Origin of the sequence: Agriterribacter sp. (assembly GCF_035497235.1) — a bacterium.
Lineage (GTDB): Bacteria > Bacteroidota > Bacteroidia > Chitinophagales > Chitinophagaceae > Agriterribacter.
The window spans coordinates 227,812-248,479 of record NZ_DATJEB010000006.1; the positions used below are offsets into that span (position 1 = coordinate 227,812).

Here is a 20,668-nt window from a genome sequence, read left to right on the forward strand (position 1 = left end):
CATTAATTATGTTCAATCATCTGTAGCTTAATACCATAGCCATCATAGGAATAACGGCTGGCGATCGTATCGCATTTCATATAACCATTAAGGGTTTGGGCAAGCAAATCGCAATCTACGTCATACGGACAGGGCGTATCCGGTTGCCCTTCAACAATTACACGGCAATTGCCGAGGGTATTGTTTTTTTGATAGAGCCAGTAAATAAAATCTTTATAAATGAGTCCAATGTTTTTTCCGTACACTTCCACGCTATAGTTTTTTGAAGCTACATTGTTGGGAAACAGTGCCGGATCGCCTGTCATTTCATCGGATTGTAATACGGTTACAGTATGCTCCACCGCTTTGTTGCCAATAAGATAAGGCTGCCCTACATTAGTGTAATTATATTCCCACGATTTCAGGTAGTCCAGGTCGCCATCAGCATTTATATAGCTGTTGCCCTGCCAGAAATAGTTTTCCCTCACGGGAGATTTTAATTTTATAAAACGAAGATTGTTCTCAACGTATTCAATAGAATTAGGCAGTGGTGTAGCCATAAATGTAGCTATATCTGTCCAGGGCTTTAATCCTGCAGAATCCCTGATCATCCTGCGGATACGATAACTGGGGCGGTTAAGGTTATCCGTTATTTCTGCATCCACTATATCTTTTACCTGGTAGCTATGGATTTCTTTAGTGGTTTCGAAGTTGGTAAATATGGTAGAGTCTAATTGATATATAATATATTTTCCTACCTGGGTGGGATAGTAATCAGCAACGGGTACTACGGTAAAAGCGTCCGTTTCTCTTTTGCAAAACTGCATGCTTAAAAAAAGCGGTACCACCAGGATAAGAAAAAAATATTTACGGCTTTTACTCATACACAAAAATTAGGAAAAAGCTTTAATACGGGCAATCCAAACAGGCATAAGGTTGCTTATACCAGTTAAAATTAAAAATCGGAAAGCAGCTTTCCGATTGCTAACGCTTTGACTCTCTTTTTATTGCAGGGCGGCTATCAGCGGTCAGTTTCAGCCATCAGCAAAAAGCAAGCACAGGAGCTATCAGATAGAACTACCAAGGATGGGTCGGGGGCTTTCACTTTTCACCATTCACTTTTCACCTCTCATCATGTGCAATCAGATCAGCCATGAGCTGAAAACTACTAACGATAGGTTTGGTTCTTCTTCTTTTACGTTGCACGTCTCTCCTCTCACTATTACCACTCCCTACTCACCCCTCATGATCACTCCCCCGCCAATTACATCATCGCCTTCGTAAAATACGGCGCTTTGGCCGGGGGCAATGCCTTTTACATGATCATAAAAATTAACCTGTATGCCTTTTTCGTGGTTGTGTAAGGTTGATAGTGCCCCGCTGTCTTTATACCTGATTTTGGTTATGGCTTCCATTCCATTGGTTATGCCATCGTACTTTAACCAGTTAAGTTTGCTTACCAGCATTTCCTGGCGGTTCAGGTCTTCTTCATCGCCCAAAACAACGGTATTGGTTTCCGGTATAATTCGCGTAACATAGGCAGGTTTACCCAGCGCTATATCCAGTCCTTTTCGCTGGCCAATAGTATAAAAGGGGTATCCTTTGTGCTGCCCGATGATCTTGCCGTTTGCGTCTATAAAATTTCCCCCGTTTACCCGTTCCTCCAGCCCATCTACTTTACGTTTCAGGAAGCCGCGGTAATCGTTATCCGGCACAAAGCAAATTTCGTAGCTTTCGCTTTTTTTAGCCAGTTCGGGATAGCCGTAGTCCAACGCCATTTGCCTGATCTGTGTTTTACGATATTTACCCAGGGGCAGCATGGTGCGGCTTAACAGATCCTGCTGAAGCCCCCACAGCACATAGCTCTGGTCTTTTGTTTCATCAACGCCTTTGCTGATGTAATAGCGCCCGTTAGTATGCTGGTGAATATTACCATAGTGACCCGTAGCAATGTATTCACAATCCAGCGCATCGGCTCTTTTTAAGAGTGCCCTCCATTTAATATGGGTATTGCACATTACGCAGGGGTTAGGCGTGTGTCCGGCAAGGTATTCTTCCACGAAGTTTTCTATTACCGCATCGCCGAACTCGCTCCGGATATCTAATATAAAATGAGGGAAGCCATGTTCCACCGCTGCCATACGGGCGTCATTAAAGCTATCTATATTGCAGCAGCCGGTTTCTTTTTTACTGCTGCCCGCGCTGGCATAATCCCATGTTTTCATGGTAATGCCCACTACTTCGTATCCTTCATCATGCAGCATGAGCGCTGTAACCGTACTGTCTATACCGCCGCTCATTGCCACCAGAACTTTTCATTTACGGCTCATAATAATTACACATTAGCCTGCAAAAATACGGAGAAAAAGCAATAGGTAATAAATGCCCTGTTTAATGCACTGGTGCACATGGTACGCTATTTAATGCTGATTCGGCCTGAATAAAAAATAGCGCAAACGATTGATGTGCTGAAAGTGCATGTTTATAACAATCAGGTAATGTAAGCCCTTCAAATTTACACGGCTATTTATTTACTTTTACATCATGAGAAATGGCGAAGAGGTTAAATCTTTGTTTTTTGATGTGTGCTCCAATGGCAATATGGAGTCGTACGATTTGTTGTACAAGTTAATGTGTACCAAACTCATTCATTTCTCCGCGGCTATTATTGGCTCTTTTCACATGGCCGAAGAGGTTGTTTCCGATGTGTTTATTATGCTGTGGCAAAAAAGAGAAAGGCTTTCTAATGTGCGTAACCCGCTAATGTACATATATGTATGTACCCGTAATTTATCACTGAATGCTTTATCGCAAAGGAAAAAGCATGTTGATTATGAAACATTGGACCGGGATGCCTTGGCTATGGCCCCGGATATTGAACACCGGATTATTTCTACAGAAGTGGCTCAAATTATAGAGAAAGCCATCCGGGAGCTTCCCACCCGCTGCCAGCTCATTTTCAGGCTGGTAAAAATAGATGGACTTTCTTATAAAGAAGTAGCCGAACTGCTCGAAATTTCTACAAAAACGGTTGACGCTCAATTGGCGGTTGCTATTAAAAAGCTGTCTTCTGCTATTCGCTTAAGTATGCCCAATGATCTCCTTTCGGCTTATTTTCAGCTCAGGTAAATTATTTTTAAGATTCTTTTAGGGAATTTTCATTTATTAATCGCTCTTGTATCTTTATCAGTATGCAGTACCAGGATAATGAACGAATTTGGCAGCTCCTCGCCCGCAAAACGGCAAAAGAAATTTTACCTGAAGAGGTAAAAGAGCTGGAACGCCTGCTACAGCAACATCCTTATGCCTTACATGTGCAGGAGTTGATGAACCAGGATTGGTACGACCAGTTCAAATCTTATAACAAGGAGGATATATCCCTGTTGCTGGAAAAACACAAACTACGTTTAAGTTCCGTTACTGAAAAAACAGCATTGCATGCTATTACGGCAACGGAAGAAATAAACAACAGGCGCGGGGCGCGCATGTTGTTCCGCTATATAACAGTAGCGGCAAGTATAATGCTTGTTGTATTTATTGGCTGGAAATGGCAGGCGAAGCCAGTTGAATTGATGGATGCTAAGCCATTGCAGCACCTGGTAACTCAAATGGGTTCCCGTTCCCAGTTACTGCTGCCTGATGGAACAAAAGTATGGCTCAATGCCGGTAGTTCATTAGATTATCCGAAACAATTTGATGGTAAAACCCGGGATGTACAATTGGAGGGTGAAGCCTATTTTGATGTAGTTAAAGACAGCGGTAAACCTTTTTTTGTTCACACAAAAGCCTTTACCGTAAAAGTAGTGGGTACTATTTTTAATATAAGGGCTTATGCAGATGAAGACAGTGCCGTGGCTTCACTTATTCACGGATCGGTTGAAGTGCGGTTTAATAAAAATGAGGATAATATAATACTGCTGCAGCCCAATGAAAAATTAACGGTAGCGATGCCGGCAAAGCATAACGGTGATATTAAAACAGCGGCATCTCCGGACGAAATAATGGAGGAGAAGATATACGTTAAAAAAACATCGGTTACTACCATGAAAGACAGCACTATTGCCGAAACGGCATGGGTGGAAAATAAACTGGTGTTTAAAAATATGCCGTTTGCGAAAATTGCGTCATTACTTGAAAAATGGTTTAACGCTGAAATCCGGTTTAAAAATGAGAACAAAAAAAGTATTAATCTAAGCGGCACATTTGAAGAAGAAAGTCTCGAAGACATATTGCGTGCTTTTCAATTAACCGGAACCTCTTTCCAGTATAAAAAAGGCAGTGATGGCGTGATTTGGATTGAGTAATAGTGCACATACTTTCTGAAATAATGCTTTAATAACCGAAACTTTATATTATGAACCAGCCTGAATCCTCTTAGCCATTAAATTTTATAACAATCCAGTTGCAATAGCCATAAAAAACGGGAAATGGAGCAAGCATTTCCCGTACAATGAAGGCTACAAGGATTTTTGTAGGAACAATCAAACAAAAACTTTCACCAACAAACCAAAGGTATGCAAAAAAACCTACTGCTTAACCGGCTTCGCTACGGGCGGAGCCTACGTAAATTTTTCATGATTATGAAATTTACTGCCTTTCTTCTGCTTGTGTTTTGTATGCACGTAAGCGCAGATGTACATTCGCAAAAAATTTCCCTGAATCTTTCCCGAACCAGCCTGGAAAAGGCGTTCGCTATCATTGAAAAAAGTACAAACTTCCGTTTTGTATATAATGATGATTACCTGCCATTTAATCATAGGGTTACTGTTGACGCTAAAAATATTTCCATCAACGACCTGTTAAAGGAAATATTAAATGGTACCAAACTGGGTTATCGCATGCTTTCTGAAAACCTGGTGGTAATAGCCCCGCAGGGAACGGAAAAAAACGATGTGGTGGTAAAGGGTAAAGTAATCAATTCATTGGGCGAGCCATTGCCGGGCGTAACCGTTCAATTAAAAAATGCCAATATAGCCGCTACTACAAGCACCGAAGGCGATTTTGAAATCAAAGTTCCCGAAAACGCCATTTTAGTTTTTTCTTTTATAGGGTACCAAACCCAGGAAATAGCTATAGAAGGCGGAGGAGCTTTAACTGTTACCCTGTTAGCCCAGGAAAACTCTTTAAATGAAGTAGTGGTAGTGGGCTACGGATCGGAAAAGAAAATTAATATCACCGGCGCGGTAGACCAGATTTCGGGCAAACAACTGGCAGAGCGTCCTATTGCCAATCTCTTCCAGGGTTTACAGGGTCTTAGTCCCGGGTTGAATATTAGCTATCCTGGTGGAAGACCGGGCGCTACGCCCAATATTAATATCCGTGGTATAACAACGCTTACCGGTGGAGGCGCTTCACCGCTTATTATTATTGATGGCATAGCGTCTACTACTGATGATATTTTACGCCTCAATCCACAGGATATTGGTTCACTGAGTGTTTTGCGCGATGCAGCTTCAGCAGCTATTTATGGCGCCAGGGCGGCCTTTGGCGTTATTTTAATTACTACCAAACAAGGCGCCAGCGGCGGCAAACAGCGGGTGTCATACAATAACTATTTTTCATGGTCGCGGCGTACGGTATTGCCCGACCAGATAACAGACCCCTATATTTATTCGCGCGTACTGGAAACAGCCACCGATAATACCCCCTGGGATTATGTCAATTATTCGGATTACCATTATCAGTGGGCCAAGGAAAGATCTGAAGATCCTTCTGTTGAAGATGTACGCAAAGACCCAAATGATCCCACGAAGTGGATATACATGGGCAATAATAACTGGAATGACTACTTCTTCAATAAAATGAGTTCTTCCCAAAACCACAGCATTTCTTTTAGTGGCGGATCAGAAATAGGCAAAGGAAAACCTTTTGGATATTTACTTTCCGCAGACTGGACTAAAGAAAACGGGTTGAACAAGCTATCAAAGGATGACTGGAACCGGTATGGATTGAGAGCTAAGATTAACTTTACCCCTTTAACCTGGTTAAAAGTAGAAAACAACCTGAATATCTATCAAACCAAAGCAGATGCGCCTTCTATTAACGTAACAGACCTGTATTATTTGCAACCTACGCAGGTGGCGAAGAATCCTGATGGATCATGGGCCAATACCGGCGCAGGCCGATTAGCCGCCCGGTTAGCCAATGGCGGCCGGAATGTAGAGACAAGGTTTGGTTTTCAAAATATTTCCCGGGCAACGGCTACTTTTTTAAACGGCGACCTTCAAATTACGGGTAGTGCCAGCTTTAAAAGAGAGATATGGAAATACAATACGGATTATAAAAAATTTGAGATAGGTTATGGAGAAGGTGATATCCGGGAGGAAGGAGGCAACGGCTCCGTATCGGTTAGAAACGGTATCGTTAAACATGATGTGTATGACCTGTTTGCTAATTACAACAAACAAATTGGCGCCGACCATGCTATTAAAGTAATTGCGGGCTATAACCAGGAAGAATATATCTGGTCGTATGAAGGCATGTCGCGCGACCGGCTTATATCTTCATCGCTTCCTTATATAGGATTGGCCACCGGAGAAAATCCAACGCTTTCCGCAGATTATACGACCTATGCGCTTCGTAGTGTTTTCGGGCGATTGAATTATACCTTTAAGGGACGATATATTATTGAAGGCAATGGCAGATATGATGGTTCTTCCCGCTTCCCAAGGGAACGCAGATGGGGCTTTTTTCCTTCTGTTTCCGGAGCGTGGATAGCCAGCGAAGAACCCTTTTTTCAAAGCATCTCCCGGCAGGTGTCATCGCTTAAGTTCAGGGTATCTTATGGCGATCTTGGTAACCAGAGCGTAAGTGATTTTGGATATATACAGACGCTGCCTACGGGAAGAGCTTCCTATATTATAAACAACGCCTATCCTTCTATAATTACCGGTGCTCCCAATTTGAACGTTGATCCCGATACCTATACCTGGGAAAAAGTAACCACTTTTAACGTGGGCGCGGATATTGGATTACTGCAGAACAGGGTGCAGGGCGGCTTTGATTATTTTGTGCGTAATACAATAGGGATGCTTGGTCCTGTTGCAGAATTGCCCGGCGTACTTGGAACGAATCCGCCAACACAGAATGTAGCGGATCTTTCTACAAAAGGCTGGGAATTATCACTTGCCTACCGCGATAATTTTAACCTGGCTTCAAGACCATTTTCCTTTGGCGTTAAATTCATTCTTTCCGATTCGCGTACTAAAATCACCAAATACAAGAACGACCAATTGCTGTTAAACAATTACAGGAAAGGACAGGAAATAGGGGAAATATGGGGATTGGTGAGCGATGGCTATTTTAGAAGCCAGGAAGAGATTGATGCACTGGATGAATTTGCGATCGTTCCCTGGGGTGCGTTGGATATTGTTGAGGGATGGCCGAAATATGTTGACCTGAATAAGGATGGCAGGATAGAGCAGGGAAATACACAAACGGATCCGAAGGATCTGAAAATAATCGGCAACAATAGTACGCGGTACCGCTATGGAGTAAATCTTGATTTTGACTGGAATAACTTTGATTTGTCTGTATTCCTGCAAGGCGTGGGCAAGAAAGATTTTTATCCTAAACATTATTTATTCTGGGGGCCTTACCAGCAACCTTACGCCGGTATTTATGAATGGAATCTTGATTACTATCGCGGTGCTTCGGAAACCGGAACAGACCGCGACAGGCATTCCGCTTCTTATATAGCCGCGGGTTTGGCCGATGCCAATACCGATTCTTATTTTCCGGTTTTGCAGGCCTGGTTAGCCGATGCCAATTATGGTTCAGGGCTGGATTTACCACAAACCAAATATTTGCTGAATGCAGCTTACCTGAGGATCAAAAATGTTACAGTTGGTTATACTTTACCTGCTTCACTCACCAAAAGAGTGAAAGTAAGCCGGTTGAGATTATTTGTAACGGGAGAGAACCTGTATGAGTTTTCTTCCATTAAAAAATATATTGATCCCGAAGCGGTGGCGGATGGTTACGGATGGGCATACCCTTATCAAAGAAAATACGCAGTAGGGCTTAATCTTGACTTTTAAGCCGCGTTATCTAAGTAAATATGCTGTATGTAAGTGACAAACCTAAAAAATGAATGTATGCAAAAAGTAAAATATTTATATACGCTGCTCGCCTGCTTTTTGTTGCTGGCGGCAATATCGTGCAAGAAGGATTTTATGGATCGTTATCCGCAAACATCAGTTCCACCCGACCTGTTTTTTAACTCTGAAGAAGACCTGGCTTCCTATATTAATGGCTTATTGAGTATTCCCGGAGCCGGGCAATATACCAGCGATCAGGGAACAGATGATAAAGCAACTACTGCCGCGGTGGAAATAAAATCCATAATGACGGGAACACCCAGCTCTCAAAATATAACGGGTGGTTGGAACTGGGGCCGGCTCAGGAACATTAATTATTTCCTGGAAAACTATGATAAGGCAAAAGTGTCGCAAGAAGTGAAAAACCATTATGCCGGGTTGGCCCGGTATTACCGTGCACAATTTTATACAGGCATGGTAAGCCGTTATTCAGACGTACCGTGGTATTCGCAAACATTGAATCCTACGGATAGTATAAATTTGTATAAGCCGCGTGATTCCCGTTCTCTTGTAATGGACAGCGTGATGGCTGATTTTGCTTTTGCTGCTGCTAATGTAAAAGAGTCGGTTCCCGATGGAACGCCCGGCGCGGGAGTGGTGAAGCTGGTATATGCAAGAACAGCTTTATATGAAGGTACTTTCAGGAAGTATCATCCCGAACTGAATTTGCAAGCCTCGGCCGATGCGTTTTTACAAATAGCGCAGCAGGTGGCAGGAGAAATTATCACTTCCGGGAATTATGAAATACATAATACGGGGAATCCGGATGCGGACTATCTCGCTTTGTTTACCAGTCTTAGCCTTGCCGGTAATCCTGAAGTATTATTGGCCAATATTTATGATCAGGACCTTAACCGGAGCGGGGATAATAAATACAGCATTAATGATTATGAACAATCGCCTTCCCGCGAACTGGTACAAACCTATTTAATGAAAGATGGTTCAAGGTTTACGGATCAGGCCGGATACGAAACCTTTGGATTTGTGAAAGAGTTTGAAAACAGAGACCCAAGGCTTTCGCAAACGCTTTTATACCCTGGATTTATTTTAGCCAGTAATGCGGCTAACCCTGCTCCATATATTCAACGGCTTAATAAAAACTTCACAGGCTATCACCAGTTAAAAGGATATATCAACAGCACCGATCAGAAGGTGCTTGCCGGAACAGATTATCCTGCTTACCGGTATGCCGAAGTATTGTTAACTTATGCCGAAGCTTTGGCCGAATTAGGTACGCTTACGCAGGACGGACTTGACAGATCGGTTAATTTGCTGAGAAACAGGGCTGGTTTACCGGCACTAAACCTGGCTGCGGCTAATGCAAACGCCGATCCTGTACTTGCAGCTCAATATCCGGCAGTAAGCGGTGCTAACCAGGGTATTATTCTTGAAATCAGGCGCGAAAAGAGAGTAGAATTTGCAATGGAGGGATATCGCTATGATGATTTGATGCGATGGGGCGCCGGAAAAAAGTTAGAAAAAATTCCCAATGGAATGTATTTTCCGGGATTGGGGAAATATGACCTGACCGGCGATGCTATTCCGGATATTATTTTGATTGATAAAAGTGCTTCTATACCGTCTTCTGATCTCCAGGAACAAAATTCGCTGGGCGTAAAATTAGTATACTATAAAGCAGGATCTTTTGGTGATGATGTAACTGTATATCTTAAAAATGGCAATGGTGGCGGAACCATTGTTACGGAAGTAACGCCAAGACAGTTTAAAGACCCGCAGTATTATTACCGGCCTATTCCGTTTAACCAGGTAACGCTGAACCCTGCGTTAAAACAAATTTTTGGCTGGAACTAATGTTAGCTAAACTGCGGTTTGCTAATCTCTTGATATTCATTATCGCATTAGCTTTACCGCTGTTATTTACCGGGAAACCTGTTAACAGGTTTCCCGGTAATGTTATTCATTAAAAAAAAGGAATGAAAAGAAGGTCTTTGTTAAAGCAGGCGGGATGGCTTACCGCGGGTTCCATCCTTACGGCAAATGCTGCCACTGCGGTGGAGAATAATAAGAAGAAAAAACCTGTACTTACCCTTGCGCACATTACCGATGTGCATATCCGCCCGGAAGAAAATATTCCGGCACGATACAGGAAATGCCTGGATGATATAAAAAAACACGGTATTGATTTCTTTTTAAATGGCGGGGATTCTATACACGCTGCCGATTATGACAATATAAAACGGGAAAGGGTAACCGAGCAATGGGCTGCATGGGATGAATGTATGGATAGCGTAAAAAAATATGAAATCTTTAGTTGTATCGGTAATCACGACTCCTGGTGGGCCGCCCCATCCAAAACAGATGAAATGTATGGGAAAGCGTATGTGGTGAAACGGCTTGCCATACCCAACCGTTATTATAGTTTTAACCGCAAAGGATGGCATTTTATTATAGTAGACGGCAACAATGAAAAAATTTCACTCGATGGGGAACAATACGACTGGTTAGTAAATGATCTGGAAAAAACGGCGCCGGACACACCCACATTGCTGATGTCGCATTACCCGGTTTTTGGCGCCACACCTATCCTTGTTGGCGGTAACCATTCGGATAATAAAAGATTGAAAGATCTTTTTTATACGCACCGGGATAAGGTTAGGGTAATGCTGAGCGGTCATAATCACTTATATGATAAAACATGGTATAATGATGTTTGGTATTACTGTAATGGCGCCATGAGCGGGTACTGGTGGGGTAAGGGTGATGAAAAGTCAAAAGGGGAGGGCTATTATTTGGAAACTCCTCCGGGCTACGCCATTTTGAAATTGTACAGCGATGGCAGTGTGGAGAATGCATATTATCCGCACAACCATTAATAAACAACATACAATTTTTGAAACAAATACACATTCCTTCTATCTGAATGAACCATTAAATTTGTTAGTATGAAACATTATTTAGTATTTATATTATTGACAAGCCTTTGTATGGGCGGGTTTGCCCAAAACAGCAAAAAAGCCATTTTCGTTATCGTTGATGGCATATCCGCCGATGTAATTGAAAAGCTCAATACCCCCGCTTTGGATGCCATTGCCAGAGAGGGAGGGTATGCAAGAGCGCATGTAGGCGGAGAAAAGGGCGGCTATTCGGAAACGCCTACTATTTCGGCTGTAGGGTATAATAGTTTACTTACCGGCACCTGGGTAAACAAGCACAATGTTTGGGATAACGATATTGCCGCTCCTAATTATAACTACTGGACCATCTTCCGGTTTTTAGAGGAGCAGTATCCCGGTAAAAAAACAGCCGTATTTTCCAGTTGGGAAGATAACCGCACGAAATTAGTAGGAGAAAATTTATCTGCTACCGGCAACATAAAATTAGATTACCATTTTGACGGGCTGGAGCTGGATACTATAAATTATCCCCACGATAAGAGCAGGGATTTTATGCATCGCATAGATGAAGCCGTTGTAAATAATGCCGTGGAGCATATTAAAAAAGAAGCGCCTGACCTTTCCTGGGTATACTTAGAATATACAGATGATATGGGGCATATGTATGGCGATAGCGAACAGTTTTATAAGGCGGTGGCTATGATGGATGATCAAATGGGAAGGCTGTGGCAGGCAATTCAATACCGCAAACAAAATTTTAAAGAAGACTGGGTGATCTATATTACCACCGATCACGGCCGGGATGCGCAATCAGGAAAGCATCATGGCGGACAATCAGACAGGGAGCGGAGTACATGGATCGTTACCAATGCCAAAGGACTGAACAATTATTTTAAAACGGGCAACCCCGGCGTGGTGGATATTATGCCTTCTATCGCCAACTTTTTAAATATTTCTATCCCGCGGGAACGGTTAATGGAAATTGACGGCATGCCTTTAACCGGGAAATTGTATGCCACCACCGCTGACATCTCGCTGTTGAATAATAAGCTGCGCATTACCTGGAAGGCGCTTGAGAAAAAAGGAAATGCGAAGATATGGCTGAGCACAACCAATCATTTTAAGGAAGGGGGAAAAGATGAATATATTTTACAGGCTACCGTTCCGCTTGCAAAACAGGAAGCCATTATAGATGTAAGCAAGCTCCCGTCTTCTTTTTACAAAGTAGTGATTGAAACGCCGGGTAATATGTTGAACAGGTGGGTGGCGGAGAGGAAATGAGTGGTAAGTGGTGAGTAGTCAGTGGTGAGTGCCTCATACCCCATACCTATCACCTAATTCTTTATTCATGAATAATATTTCAAAGTACGGGTTTATCTTTTTATTTTTTATTTTAACAGCGGGCGCATGTAAAGTGCAGCGTACAGTTTCTGTTAACAGTAATACTACACTGGTTACACAAGGCCCATTATGGGGAGCGGTGTGGCAGCAAAAAGCTTCTGAATATAAAGCCTTATGTTACCAGGCGTATAATACGGCAAGAATGCAGTTGGATATTTTACTGCAGCAATCTTACAGCAAACCTGTAGCGTTAGTAACCGACATTGACGAAACGATATTAGACAACAGTCCCTACCAGGTGCATATTGCTTTGCAGCATGAAGAATACGCGGATGCTTCCTGGATGGAATGGACAAAAAGAGTGGACTGCGATACCGTACCCGGCGCCTTATCATTTTTTAAGTATGCCAAAAGCAGGGGTGTGGATGTGTTTTATATTACCAACCGCCTGGAAGCCGAGCGGGATGCTACTTTACAAGATATTCAGCGATGGGGTTTCCCGGATGCGGTTAACAGCCATCTTACTTTTAAAACCACCACTTCCGGCAAGGAGCCGCGCAGGCAAGCCGTTGCAGATACGCACGAGATCATTATGCTCTTTGGTGATAACCTCAGCGACTTCAGCGCGGTTTTTGATAAGCAACCGGCCGGCATCCGCAACGCAGCCACCCGCGATAATGCCACCCTGTTCGGCACAAAGTTCATTGTGCTGCCCAATGCCATGTACGGCGACTGGGAAGGGATGCTGTACCAATACCAGCACACGCTTCCTCCCGCAACGAAAGATAGCATTATTATAAGGGGACTGAAAAAATATTAAAGGTTTAAAGGTTGGCAACTTCAACCTGCTGTCTGCGAAATCGTTTGCGTTAGTGTTTTTGCTTTAGGAGTAGTGTTTAAAGAAAAGATTTTCTGTCCCGCGGGCGTCTGTTGTGAAGAAAATAGTAATTTGTACCGATATGCAGCACGAATTACAATTACAGAACTGGGTTGAACAGGTTGCGCTGTTTAATGACGAGGCGGCATACGAAAAAACGTACCTTGGGAGTAGCAGAAAAATGGCGTTAAAATAATCGTAAATCACAAGCAATATATTTAATGAAGCGCAGGAAGATATTGATATTTTTGTTTATAACTGCGGTGTTCGCCTCATGCGCAGGTACAAAGCATGCCCAAAGAATGTACCTTAGCTGGGAGGAAAATTTTAATCAGCTTAATGGTTTTGATACCAGCCGGTGGTCGAAAATACCGCGGGGAACCTCAGACTGGCAGAAGTATATGAGCGATTTTGACAGTTGCTATGCCATGCGCGATGGTAAATTAATATTGCGTGGTATAGTTAACAATAGCCTGCCGAACGATACTGCGAGGTATTTAACTGGTGGCGTATACACAAAAGATAAAGTGGGCTTTGGCTTTGGCCGACTGGAAATATATGCAAAGCTGAATGGGGCGCGTGGTGCGTGGCCGGCTTTCTGGTTGTTATCGCAGGGCATGAAATGGCCGGATGGCGGCGAAATAGATATTATGGAAAGATTGAACTTTGATTCTATCGCTTATCAAACGGTACATTCTTATTATACCTATAATCTGAAAATAAAAGAACCGAAACAGGGAGCAACCGGCGTAATCAATCCCAATGGCTTTAATAATTACGCTGTGGAGTTACACCCGGATAGCCTGGTTTTTTTCATAAACAATAAAAGAACGTTCGCTTATCCCCGTATTCAAACAGACAAAGAAGGGCAATTTCCTTTTGATAAGTACAGGTATTACCTGTTGCTGGATATGCAATTGGGTGGCAGTTGGGTTGGTAAAGTTGATCCCGGAGATCTGCCTGTTGAAATGGAAATTGACTGGGTAAGGTTTTATGCTTTTAAGCAAAAGCATTAAAGGTATGTTGGGCACATACCCGGTCAGGATACGGTTTTCTATAGTTTCCTGAGCTACTCAAAAAATATGCGTATGGTTTGATAGAATAAACGGTTTTGCAAATGCGCCGATTGTTTTTCGGCATAGCCCTGCAGGCCCAGCAGCCCGGCGGCATTGCCTTTATTGATGGCTATTTCGAGATAGCCTGCGGCGTTAAACAGGGCCAGCTTTTCACCTTCCGGCACATCGGCATAGGTTTCGCTTATTTTCTCAATTACTTCGTCTCTTTTAAAAGCAATCGTAAAGCGCCTGCCCTTTCTTTGTTCTTCAAAAGCTTCACGGGTAATATTGATCACCACGTTTTCAAAATGGTCAATAAAAATAATTTGTCCCTCCATCCAGTTTTCGCCCAGCAGCGGACGCAGCGGATTTTTTTCCAGTATTTCTATATCGGGAATGCCAATGGTATGAATGCTTTGCCCGTTAGCGATGGCCTGTATACTTTTTCCAAAAACGCGGGTCATGTGCAAAGCGTTTTTAGTTACTGTTTTATCCATCGGCAGACCGATTACCAGTTCGGGTTTCTCTTCCGCTATCATGGTAAGCAGGCCGTTATCGGCACATAAAATATATTGCCGGTTATGAAAAGCCAGGAGCAGGTGTTCGTGCCTGTTTTCAAAAAGGTTCACCAGCACGATATGAAAAGTAAAGTCGGGAAAATTTTTGATGGCGTTGCGGCACAGGTAAGCTGCCCGCGGGTAGTTAAAAGGGGTAAGTTCATGGCTGATGTCTACCAGTGTACACCCCGGGATGGCTTGCAGCAACTGGCCTTTGATTGCTCCCGCGAGGTAGTCTTTTTGTCCGATATCTGATGTAAGTGTTATTAAAGGCATGGGTGGAATCAGCAATGGTACAACTATATTCGTGCAAAAATAAGCGACTGCACCCGTAATAAACATGGTTTAACGGATTGAAATGAATGGGTTGGTACGTAAAAGCTCCTGTAAAAGGAAAAAACATTGATTTTTTTAAAAGTTTGACAGAATGTCTTTTTCCCTTATTTTTGCACTCCCAAAAAATAGTTGAAATGGTTTAACATTCAGAAAGTAAATCATTTAACTTTTGAGGGTATAAAAGATTCCGTAGCTCAGTTGGTAGAGCAATACACTTTTAATGTATGGGTCCTGGGTTCGAGTCCCAGCGGGATCACTAATTTAGATTTAGATCGTTGAAAATCAACGATCTTTTCTTTTTACTCTATAATTTACTCTATAAAGAACTGCTTTTACCCTGATAGTTGACTTCTTTTTACTCTGTTTGAACTATCCTTACAAAGATACTTTGTTTTTTGCCTGCTTTAACAACATTGCTTTTTTTAGGGTTTTCAATGTTTTTATTTAACAGGTCTTTTCCTTTCCTGTACCTACCATTTTTGATGTTGTACTGGCACCGGTACAGCACCATTTCAATGATAATTTTAGGACCTGAACCGGAATGGTTAAAGAAGCCTTGGTCCCTGCGCTAAGAGGTTTGTGTCTTTTGAGTTTGTTTAATGTCTAGGGTCCGGCAGGAAAGTCATTTTATTATAGCTCTTTTCTTAAATACATTTTCATGTCTGTAACCACATGCAGCAGCTTTTTTTTGTAAAATTTCAAGTGAAGGATTGCTTTGCCCACTTTCATAAAACCGGACGATACTACCATCTAATAGTCCCACCTTTTCAGCGAGTTGTTTTTGAGTTAATCCGGCATCTTGTCTTATAGCTTGTATTTGTTTGCCCAGCGAATTATCATTAGTGGATAGAGAAATGGCTTGGCCCATTTCCATAGCTTCTTTCAACCTCTCATGTTCTCTCTTTCCTTTTCTCTTCTTTTCCTCGTTTTTCGCTTTTGCCCATTCCATCTGTGCCTGCCCGATAGCATGGTGTTCGCTTTCAGCAAATACATATTCGTAGTCCAAACCAGCATAATTTAAGGTTGCTTCTTTATCTTTTAAATATTGCACAGGCTTGGAAGAAACTATTCTTTCTGAAGACCTTTGAAAAACAACTTCATAAAGCTGTAATCCTCTTTCTCTGATGGAATGTAACTGTTCTTCTAATCCTTTTCCTTTAGCTGACATTACTTTCATTTGTTTGGTATTCAATACAGCATAGTGTTGCTATTTCAAAGATAGAATTTTTTATATCCTATTTCAATGCGGAGGTTTCATATTAACTAACAGCAAATCTGTTTGGTGGGCCCCATCCTTCTTTTCGCTCTTTGTAAAACTTGAGTATATCCACTCTCAACCATTCGAACTTCAGTTTATCCCTATGAACAATAATGGGAACCTCATTCTGAGATAAAACTAATAATGCGTGCAACAATACATCGTCAGGAAAAAGTAATTGATACTTCTGCAATGATTCATTAAAAATAATCGGAGCTTGCTCTCTGTTGTGTCAACTATCATTAGCATATTATTTTTGCTCCGGATTGTTATTGTCCGCAATTTCATATAAATTCTGCAATATAGATTCTGTTTCGTTTTATCATTATCTTAAAAAAAAATCTCCCATCTCCCAATATCTCACACTTTTAGTTTTCAGCAACTTTCATTTTTGCATTGAGTTTAACCTTTAGCAATTGTTTCAAAAATGAAAACTGAATCCGATGACCCCTACGAATGGAAAAGAAGATATTTTGCCAATTAGGGCTGACACGTTACTTCTTTCAGATAGGATTAAGGGTAAAACATGCAGACACATTTTTCCCTCTTCCATCAATAAGGAAACACTTCGTTGTATCACACAGTCCAATAAAACCGGGAAATCAGTTGCTTTCACTTAGACTAACTCTTAAAAAAACAGCCGCGGTAGTGGCCATCCCTTTTAACCTTCAAAAGTAAAATATGGACGACGAAAAATATAAGGTAAGAATAGGAACTGATAAGGCGCTTGTTTACCATCCAAATCCTTATAGCGAACCGGACAAAGATTTTATACGACAGTTTCAGGAAGCAGGCGCATCGAATCCTGCAACAATACAGGACTTCTTTAACCGCCTTGCCGAACTACAAAAACAACCCATTCATCAAAATAGAACAGCTATGCAGATAGAATTAAGAAATATAAAAGTCGCAGAACATATGAGTGAAGAAACTACTGCCTTTACTGCAAACCTATATGTGGACAATCAAAAGGTTGCCTTTGTCAAAAGCGATGGGCGTGGCGGAAGTACGATTTACCAGCCATTCAAACAGGATGATGTTCCTGATATCCGAAAGGCAGAAGAATATTGCAAAAATCTTCCACCAGCAGTATATCCTGAGACTGTAATTGACGGCAAGACGCTCACAGTTCCTATGAACCTTGAAAATTACATCGATGACCTACTCGATAAACACCTATCACAAAAAGAACGTGAAAAGTTTAATAAGAGAATGGAAAAACACCAGAAAGACAGCATCCTGTATGGTATTCCCAACAAACAATATTATCGTGTAAGACTCATAAAACCAATTGCCGAAATATTAAAGTCGCCAAAAGGAATAGAAGCGCTTAAGCATAGTATCCACGAAAAGATTATTCCCCGCTTAAAAGAAGGTGAATCTATTTTAAATACAAATCTTCCAGCAGAACTAATGCGCCTTGAGCGGAAAAGATCGACAAAGCAATCCGCGCGCATTGATGATTCCCCCGATAAGCAACAAGGTCGGAAAATATAACGCGACATAGTCCCAGTGGTGATCCCAGTTCCTTTATCACCGCAAAAATAAACACCGGAAGGTGAATGGGAATCCTTTGCACGAAAGTAAAGGCAATTATAATCATCAAATGCAGCAATCATGGGAAATATTAGAAAAAAAATAAAGACACAGGAGGTGGAAAATCCACTCAAATTGACCCCCGTTCGCCAAATCAAAGTGACCCCGGTCTGCCATTTTAAAATGACCCCCTGATACCGGCTTAAATTGCCCCCCTGTAAAAAGAAGTAAAGAGCAGTTGTTTTTGTAGGATAATAAGCGGTTGTTTTAAACAAAACAACCCAGGTAAAAATGTCCAACAAACCAATTGATATGTTCAAGATCAGACAGCTATTGCGACTTTATGCTGAAGGCAGAGGCAGTAAATTTATCAACAAGGCAACAGGTATATCGCGCAACACCGTTAAAAAGTATTTGATACAATTTGCCAGCCTGCAACTCACCATTGGGCGTGTAGAAGCGATGAGTGACCGCCAAATGGCTACTGCATTTTTAATCGTAAAGCCCAAAACAATCAGCAGCCGGGTAACCGACCTGGAAGCGTTGTTGCCTGTTCTGGCGGACAAGCTCAAAAAACGAGGCATTACCAAACAGATGATTTATGCTGATTACATCAGCCAGTACCCTGATGGATACAAGCATTCCGCCTTCCTGGTGCGACTGAACATTTATCTGGGCATGAGCAAGCCATCCATGCGCGTACCCCATAAAGTAGGCGATAAGCTCTTCATTGACTTTACCGGCAAGAAGTTACAGATAGTAGATGTAAACACCGGTGAGGTACAGGAAGTAGAAGTTTTTGTGGCGATCCTTGGCTGTAGCCAGTATACTTTTGTAATGGCGGTTGCATCACAAAAGAAGGAAGATTTTATAGAAGCGTGCCAGGCTGCATTGCATTTTTATGGCGGTGTACCAGAAGTTATTGTACCTGATAATTTACGCTCAGCGGTAAAGAAAGCCAGCCGTTACGAAGCTGAGCTCAACGACAGCTTTGCTGCATTTGCAGCCCATTACAGCACCTATATTTTTCCGGCAAGAGCATATAAGCCCAAAGACAAAGCACTGGTAGAAGGTGCCGTAAAAATAATCTACACGACCATCTTTACTAAGATAGATGAACAGGTATATACCAGTTTAGAAACACTGAATGCCGATATCCTTTTTCATCTACAAGCCCATAATGACACCCTGCTTACCGGATGTGATTACAGCAGGTTACAGCAATTTGAGCTGTTGGAAAAAAATGTATTGAAGCCCCTAAATCCATATCCCTATGATCCTATGTTTTCCAAAATGGCAACTGTGGGTAAAACCGGTTTTGTCACTCTGGATCACCGCTACTACAGTGTCCCTTATAAATTTATTGGAATAAAAGTGAAACTGATGTACAACCGTACAAAAGTAGAAGCCTTTAGCGAGCATGAGATCATCGCCGTACATGTACGCTCCTTTGGTAAAGAAAGATACATACAGAACAACGATCACCTTGCTTCCTGGCATAAATATCCCACGGAGTGGAATCCTGAAAAATTTATTGCCGATAGTGCTCTTATTGGCGAAGCAGTAGTGGAGTACATTAAGAAAGTCTTATCCCGAAACGAGTACCCTGAAAAAAATTACCGGGCCTGCCAGGGAATCATCAATTATAAAAAAAGGGTTGGTGAAACAAGGCTAATCAATGCCTGCAAAAGGGCTGATAGTTTTAACGTGTACAATTTTGGTATTATAGAACGCATATTAAAATCGAAAGCGGATTTTATCCCCTTAGACGAGGAGCAGCCATCTTCAAACGATGGCAACAACATGCCCACCCATGACAATATCCGTGGCGAAGATTATTACCAGTAGCCATATTTACTCATTCATAAAAATCAACAGCAATGAACAAAGACAGTTTAGAAAAGATGGGGCGCATGCGTTTTTTAGGCATGCACCCTGCATTTAAAGCCTGTATTGAATCCGGCAAAACAGACAGCTTTACCAATGATGAACTGGTGCATCATTTAATACAAAGCGAGTGGGATGACCGGCAGCATCGTTCGCTGCAAAGAGGACTTAAGAACGCAAACTTCCGCTATAGCGCCAGTGTAGAACAACTGGATTATGCAGAGAACCGGGGGCTGGACAAAAACCAGGTACAGCGTTTATCCACCTGTGATTTTATTAAAAAAGGAGAAGATCTCTTTATCACCGGCAGCACTGGTACGGGAAAAAGTTTTCTGGCATCGGCCCTGGGTCAGCAAGCCTGCCTGATGGGATACAAGGTTTTGTATACCAACACCGCAAAGCTCATGTCACATCTGAAAATGGCCAAAGCAGATGGGGCACATTTAAAAGAGTTGTCGAAAATAGAAAAGCAGGATGCTTTGATACTGGACGATTTTGGTGTGCAACCCTTTGATGGGGGCAGCAGAACATTGCTTTTAGATATTATCGAAGACCGGCATGGTAAACGTTCTACAATTATAACAGCACAGGTACCCGTAAAAAAGTGGCATGAAGTGATCGGGGAAAAAACCATCGCTGATGCCATTATGGACAGGATCGTTCATCAATCCATCCGCATCGAACTCTATGGTGAATCTTTAAGAAAAAAACAAAGAACAAATAACACGGCAATGGAATCAATTTTATAAAACCAAGGGACAAAAACTTATCCTTATTTTCGTTTTACAACACAGCAGTTCTTTACTCACTTTTTACCCCGTTTTCTTAAGGTCTTTTTTACACCCTTTTGAAAAACTTTTTCAGGGGGTCATTTTAAAATGGCGCAAG

General features: G+C 42.0%; 15 protein-coding genes and 1 tRNA gene. 12 read left to right on the top strand and 4 right to left on the bottom strand.

The genetic code is table 11. From position 1 onward, the window contains the following. Window positions 1-2: 2 nt before the first annotated feature. Window positions 3-863 carry a hypothetical protein gene (locus VL121_RS01855; protein WP_325401556.1) on the bottom strand — a complete coding sequence of 287 codons (861 nt, stop codon included), beginning with the start codon at window positions 861-863 and terminating at the stop codon, window positions 3-5. Window positions 864-1,211: 348 nt separating this feature from the next. Further along, entirely contained in the window at window positions 1,212-2,285 is a 1,074-nt protein-coding gene (mnmA, locus tag VL121_RS01860; RefSeq protein WP_325401558.1) for a tRNA 2-thiouridine(34) synthase MnmA, read from the bottom strand. 238 nt (window positions 2,286-2,523) lie between these two features. Between mnmA and VL121_RS01865 the strand changes: the two genes are divergently transcribed. The 8 genes from VL121_RS01865 to VL121_RS01900 all read left to right on the top strand — a co-directional run bounded on the left by VL121_RS01865 (window position 2,524) and on the right by VL121_RS01900 (window position 14,167). Continuing rightward, a complete protein-coding gene (locus VL121_RS01865; protein WP_325401560.1) occupies window positions 2,524-3,108 on the top strand; it encodes an RNA polymerase sigma-70 factor in 585 nt (194 codons plus the stop codon). A 62-nt stretch (window positions 3,109-3,170) separates the two neighbouring features. After that, complete coding sequence (locus VL121_RS01870; RefSeq protein ID WP_325401562.1) at window positions 3,171-4,283, top strand: FecR family protein; 1,113 nt, start codon at window positions 3,171-3,173, stop codon at window positions 4,281-4,283. A 276-nt stretch (window positions 4,284-4,559) separates the two neighbouring features. Beyond that, window positions 4,560-8,018, top strand: coding sequence for a SusC/RagA family TonB-linked outer membrane protein (locus tag VL121_RS01875; RefSeq protein WP_325401564.1), 3,459 nt, complete (start codon window positions 4,560-4,562; stop codon window positions 8,016-8,018). A gap of 57 nt (window positions 8,019-8,075) precedes the next feature. Further along, window positions 8,076-9,890, top strand: coding sequence for a RagB/SusD family nutrient uptake outer membrane protein (locus tag VL121_RS01880; protein WP_325401566.1), 1,815 nt, complete (start codon window positions 8,076-8,078; stop codon window positions 9,888-9,890). Between the two features lie 122 nt (window positions 9,891-10,012). After that, window positions 10,013-10,912, top strand: coding sequence for a metallophosphoesterase family protein (locus VL121_RS01885; RefSeq protein WP_325401568.1), 900 nt, complete (start codon window positions 10,013-10,015; stop codon window positions 10,910-10,912). A 69-nt stretch (window positions 10,913-10,981) separates the two neighbouring features. After that, window positions 10,982-12,214, top strand: coding sequence for an alkaline phosphatase family protein (locus VL121_RS01890; RefSeq protein WP_325401570.1), 1,233 nt, complete (start codon window positions 10,982-10,984; stop codon window positions 12,212-12,214). A 67-nt stretch (window positions 12,215-12,281) separates the two neighbouring features. Then, window positions 12,282-13,094, top strand: a complete 813-nt coding sequence (locus tag VL121_RS01895; protein ID WP_325401572.1) for a 5'-nucleotidase, lipoprotein e(P4) family — start codon at window positions 12,282-12,284, stop codon at window positions 13,092-13,094. Window positions 13,095-13,372: 278 nt separating this feature from the next. Beyond that, window positions 13,373-14,167, top strand: coding sequence for a glycoside hydrolase family 16 protein (locus tag VL121_RS01900; protein ID WP_325401574.1), 795 nt, complete (start codon window positions 13,373-13,375; stop codon window positions 14,165-14,167). A gap of 53 nt (window positions 14,168-14,220) precedes the next feature. Here the strand turns inward: VL121_RS01900 and VL121_RS01905 are convergent, their stop codons facing one another. After that, window positions 14,221-15,039 carry an SAM hydrolase/SAM-dependent halogenase family protein gene (locus VL121_RS01905; protein WP_325401576.1) on the bottom strand — a complete coding sequence of 273 codons (819 nt, stop codon included), beginning with the start codon at window positions 15,037-15,039 and terminating at the stop codon, window positions 14,221-14,223. Window positions 15,040-15,282: 243 nt separating this feature from the next. Here VL121_RS01905 and VL121_RS01910 point away from each other — a divergent pair. Then, a tRNA-Lys gene (locus VL121_RS01910) sits at window positions 15,283-15,355 on the top strand. A 366-nt stretch (window positions 15,356-15,721) separates the two neighbouring features. Here VL121_RS01910 and VL121_RS01915 read toward each other — a convergent pair. Next, window positions 15,722-16,267: a helix-turn-helix domain-containing protein gene (locus VL121_RS01915; protein ID WP_325401578.1), complete on the bottom strand. Its 546-nt coding sequence runs from the start codon at window positions 16,265-16,267 to the stop codon at window positions 15,722-15,724. A 771-nt stretch (window positions 16,268-17,038) separates the two neighbouring features. On the opposite strand from VL121_RS01915, the gene VL121_RS01920 reads away from it, so the two are divergent. The 3 genes from VL121_RS01920 to istB all read left to right on the top strand — a co-directional run bounded on the left by VL121_RS01920 (window position 17,039) and on the right by istB (window position 20,529). After that, complete coding sequence (locus VL121_RS01920; RefSeq protein WP_325401580.1) at window positions 17,039-17,854, top strand: hypothetical protein; 816 nt, start codon at window positions 17,039-17,041, stop codon at window positions 17,852-17,854. Window positions 17,855-18,205: 351 nt separating this feature from the next. After that, window positions 18,206-19,741, top strand: a complete 1,536-nt coding sequence (gene istA, locus VL121_RS01925; RefSeq protein WP_325401582.1) for an IS21 family transposase — start codon at window positions 18,206-18,208, stop codon at window positions 19,739-19,741. A 32-nt stretch (window positions 19,742-19,773) separates the two neighbouring features. Then, window positions 19,774-20,529, top strand: a complete 756-nt coding sequence (gene istB / locus VL121_RS01930; protein WP_325401584.1) for an IS21-like element helper ATPase IstB — start codon at window positions 19,774-19,776, stop codon at window positions 20,527-20,529. Window positions 20,530-20,668 lie beyond the last annotated feature (139 nt).

What these genes read in the sequence shown, in the direction of transcription:
- VL121_RS01895 (WP_325401572.1), top strand. Translation starts at nt 12,282, where the DNA reads ATGAATAATATTTCAAAGTACGGGTTTATCTTTTTATTTTTTATTTTA.
- VL121_RS01865 (WP_325401560.1), top strand. Translation starts at nt 2,524, where the DNA reads ATGAGAAATGGCGAAGAGGTTAAATCTTTGTTTTTTGATGTGTGCTCC.
- VL121_RS01890 (WP_325401570.1), top strand. Translation starts at nt 10,982, where the DNA reads ATGAAACATTATTTAGTATTTATATTATTGACAAGCCTTTGTATGGGC.
- VL121_RS01855 (WP_325401556.1), bottom strand. Translation starts at nt 863, where the DNA reads ATGAGTAAAAGCCGTAAATATTTTTTTCTTATCCTGGTGGTACCGCTT.
- istB (WP_325401584.1), top strand. Translation starts at nt 19,774, where the DNA reads ATGAACAAAGACAGTTTAGAAAAGATGGGGCGCATGCGTTTTTTAGGC.
- istA (WP_325401582.1), top strand. Translation starts at nt 18,206, where the DNA reads ATGTTCAAGATCAGACAGCTATTGCGACTTTATGCTGAAGGCAGAGGC.
- VL121_RS01900 (WP_325401574.1), top strand. Translation starts at nt 13,373, where the DNA reads ATGAAGCGCAGGAAGATATTGATATTTTTGTTTATAACTGCGGTGTTC.
- VL121_RS01880 (WP_325401566.1), top strand. Translation starts at nt 8,076, where the DNA reads ATGCAAAAAGTAAAATATTTATATACGCTGCTCGCCTGCTTTTTGTTG.
- VL121_RS01905 (WP_325401576.1), bottom strand. Translation starts at nt 15,039, where the DNA reads ATGCCTTTAATAACACTTACATCAGATATCGGACAAAAAGACTACCTC.
- VL121_RS01870 (WP_325401562.1), top strand. Translation starts at nt 3,171, where the DNA reads ATGCAGTACCAGGATAATGAACGAATTTGGCAGCTCCTCGCCCGCAAA.
- VL121_RS01885 (WP_325401568.1), top strand. Translation starts at nt 10,013, where the DNA reads ATGAAAAGAAGGTCTTTGTTAAAGCAGGCGGGATGGCTTACCGCGGGT.
- VL121_RS01875 (WP_325401564.1), top strand. Translation starts at nt 4,560, where the DNA reads ATGAAATTTACTGCCTTTCTTCTGCTTGTGTTTTGTATGCACGTAAGC.
- VL121_RS01920 (WP_325401580.1), top strand. Translation starts at nt 17,039, where the DNA reads ATGGACGACGAAAAATATAAGGTAAGAATAGGAACTGATAAGGCGCTT.
- VL121_RS01915 (WP_325401578.1), bottom strand. Translation starts at nt 16,267, where the DNA reads ATGTCAGCTAAAGGAAAAGGATTAGAAGAACAGTTACATTCCATCAGA.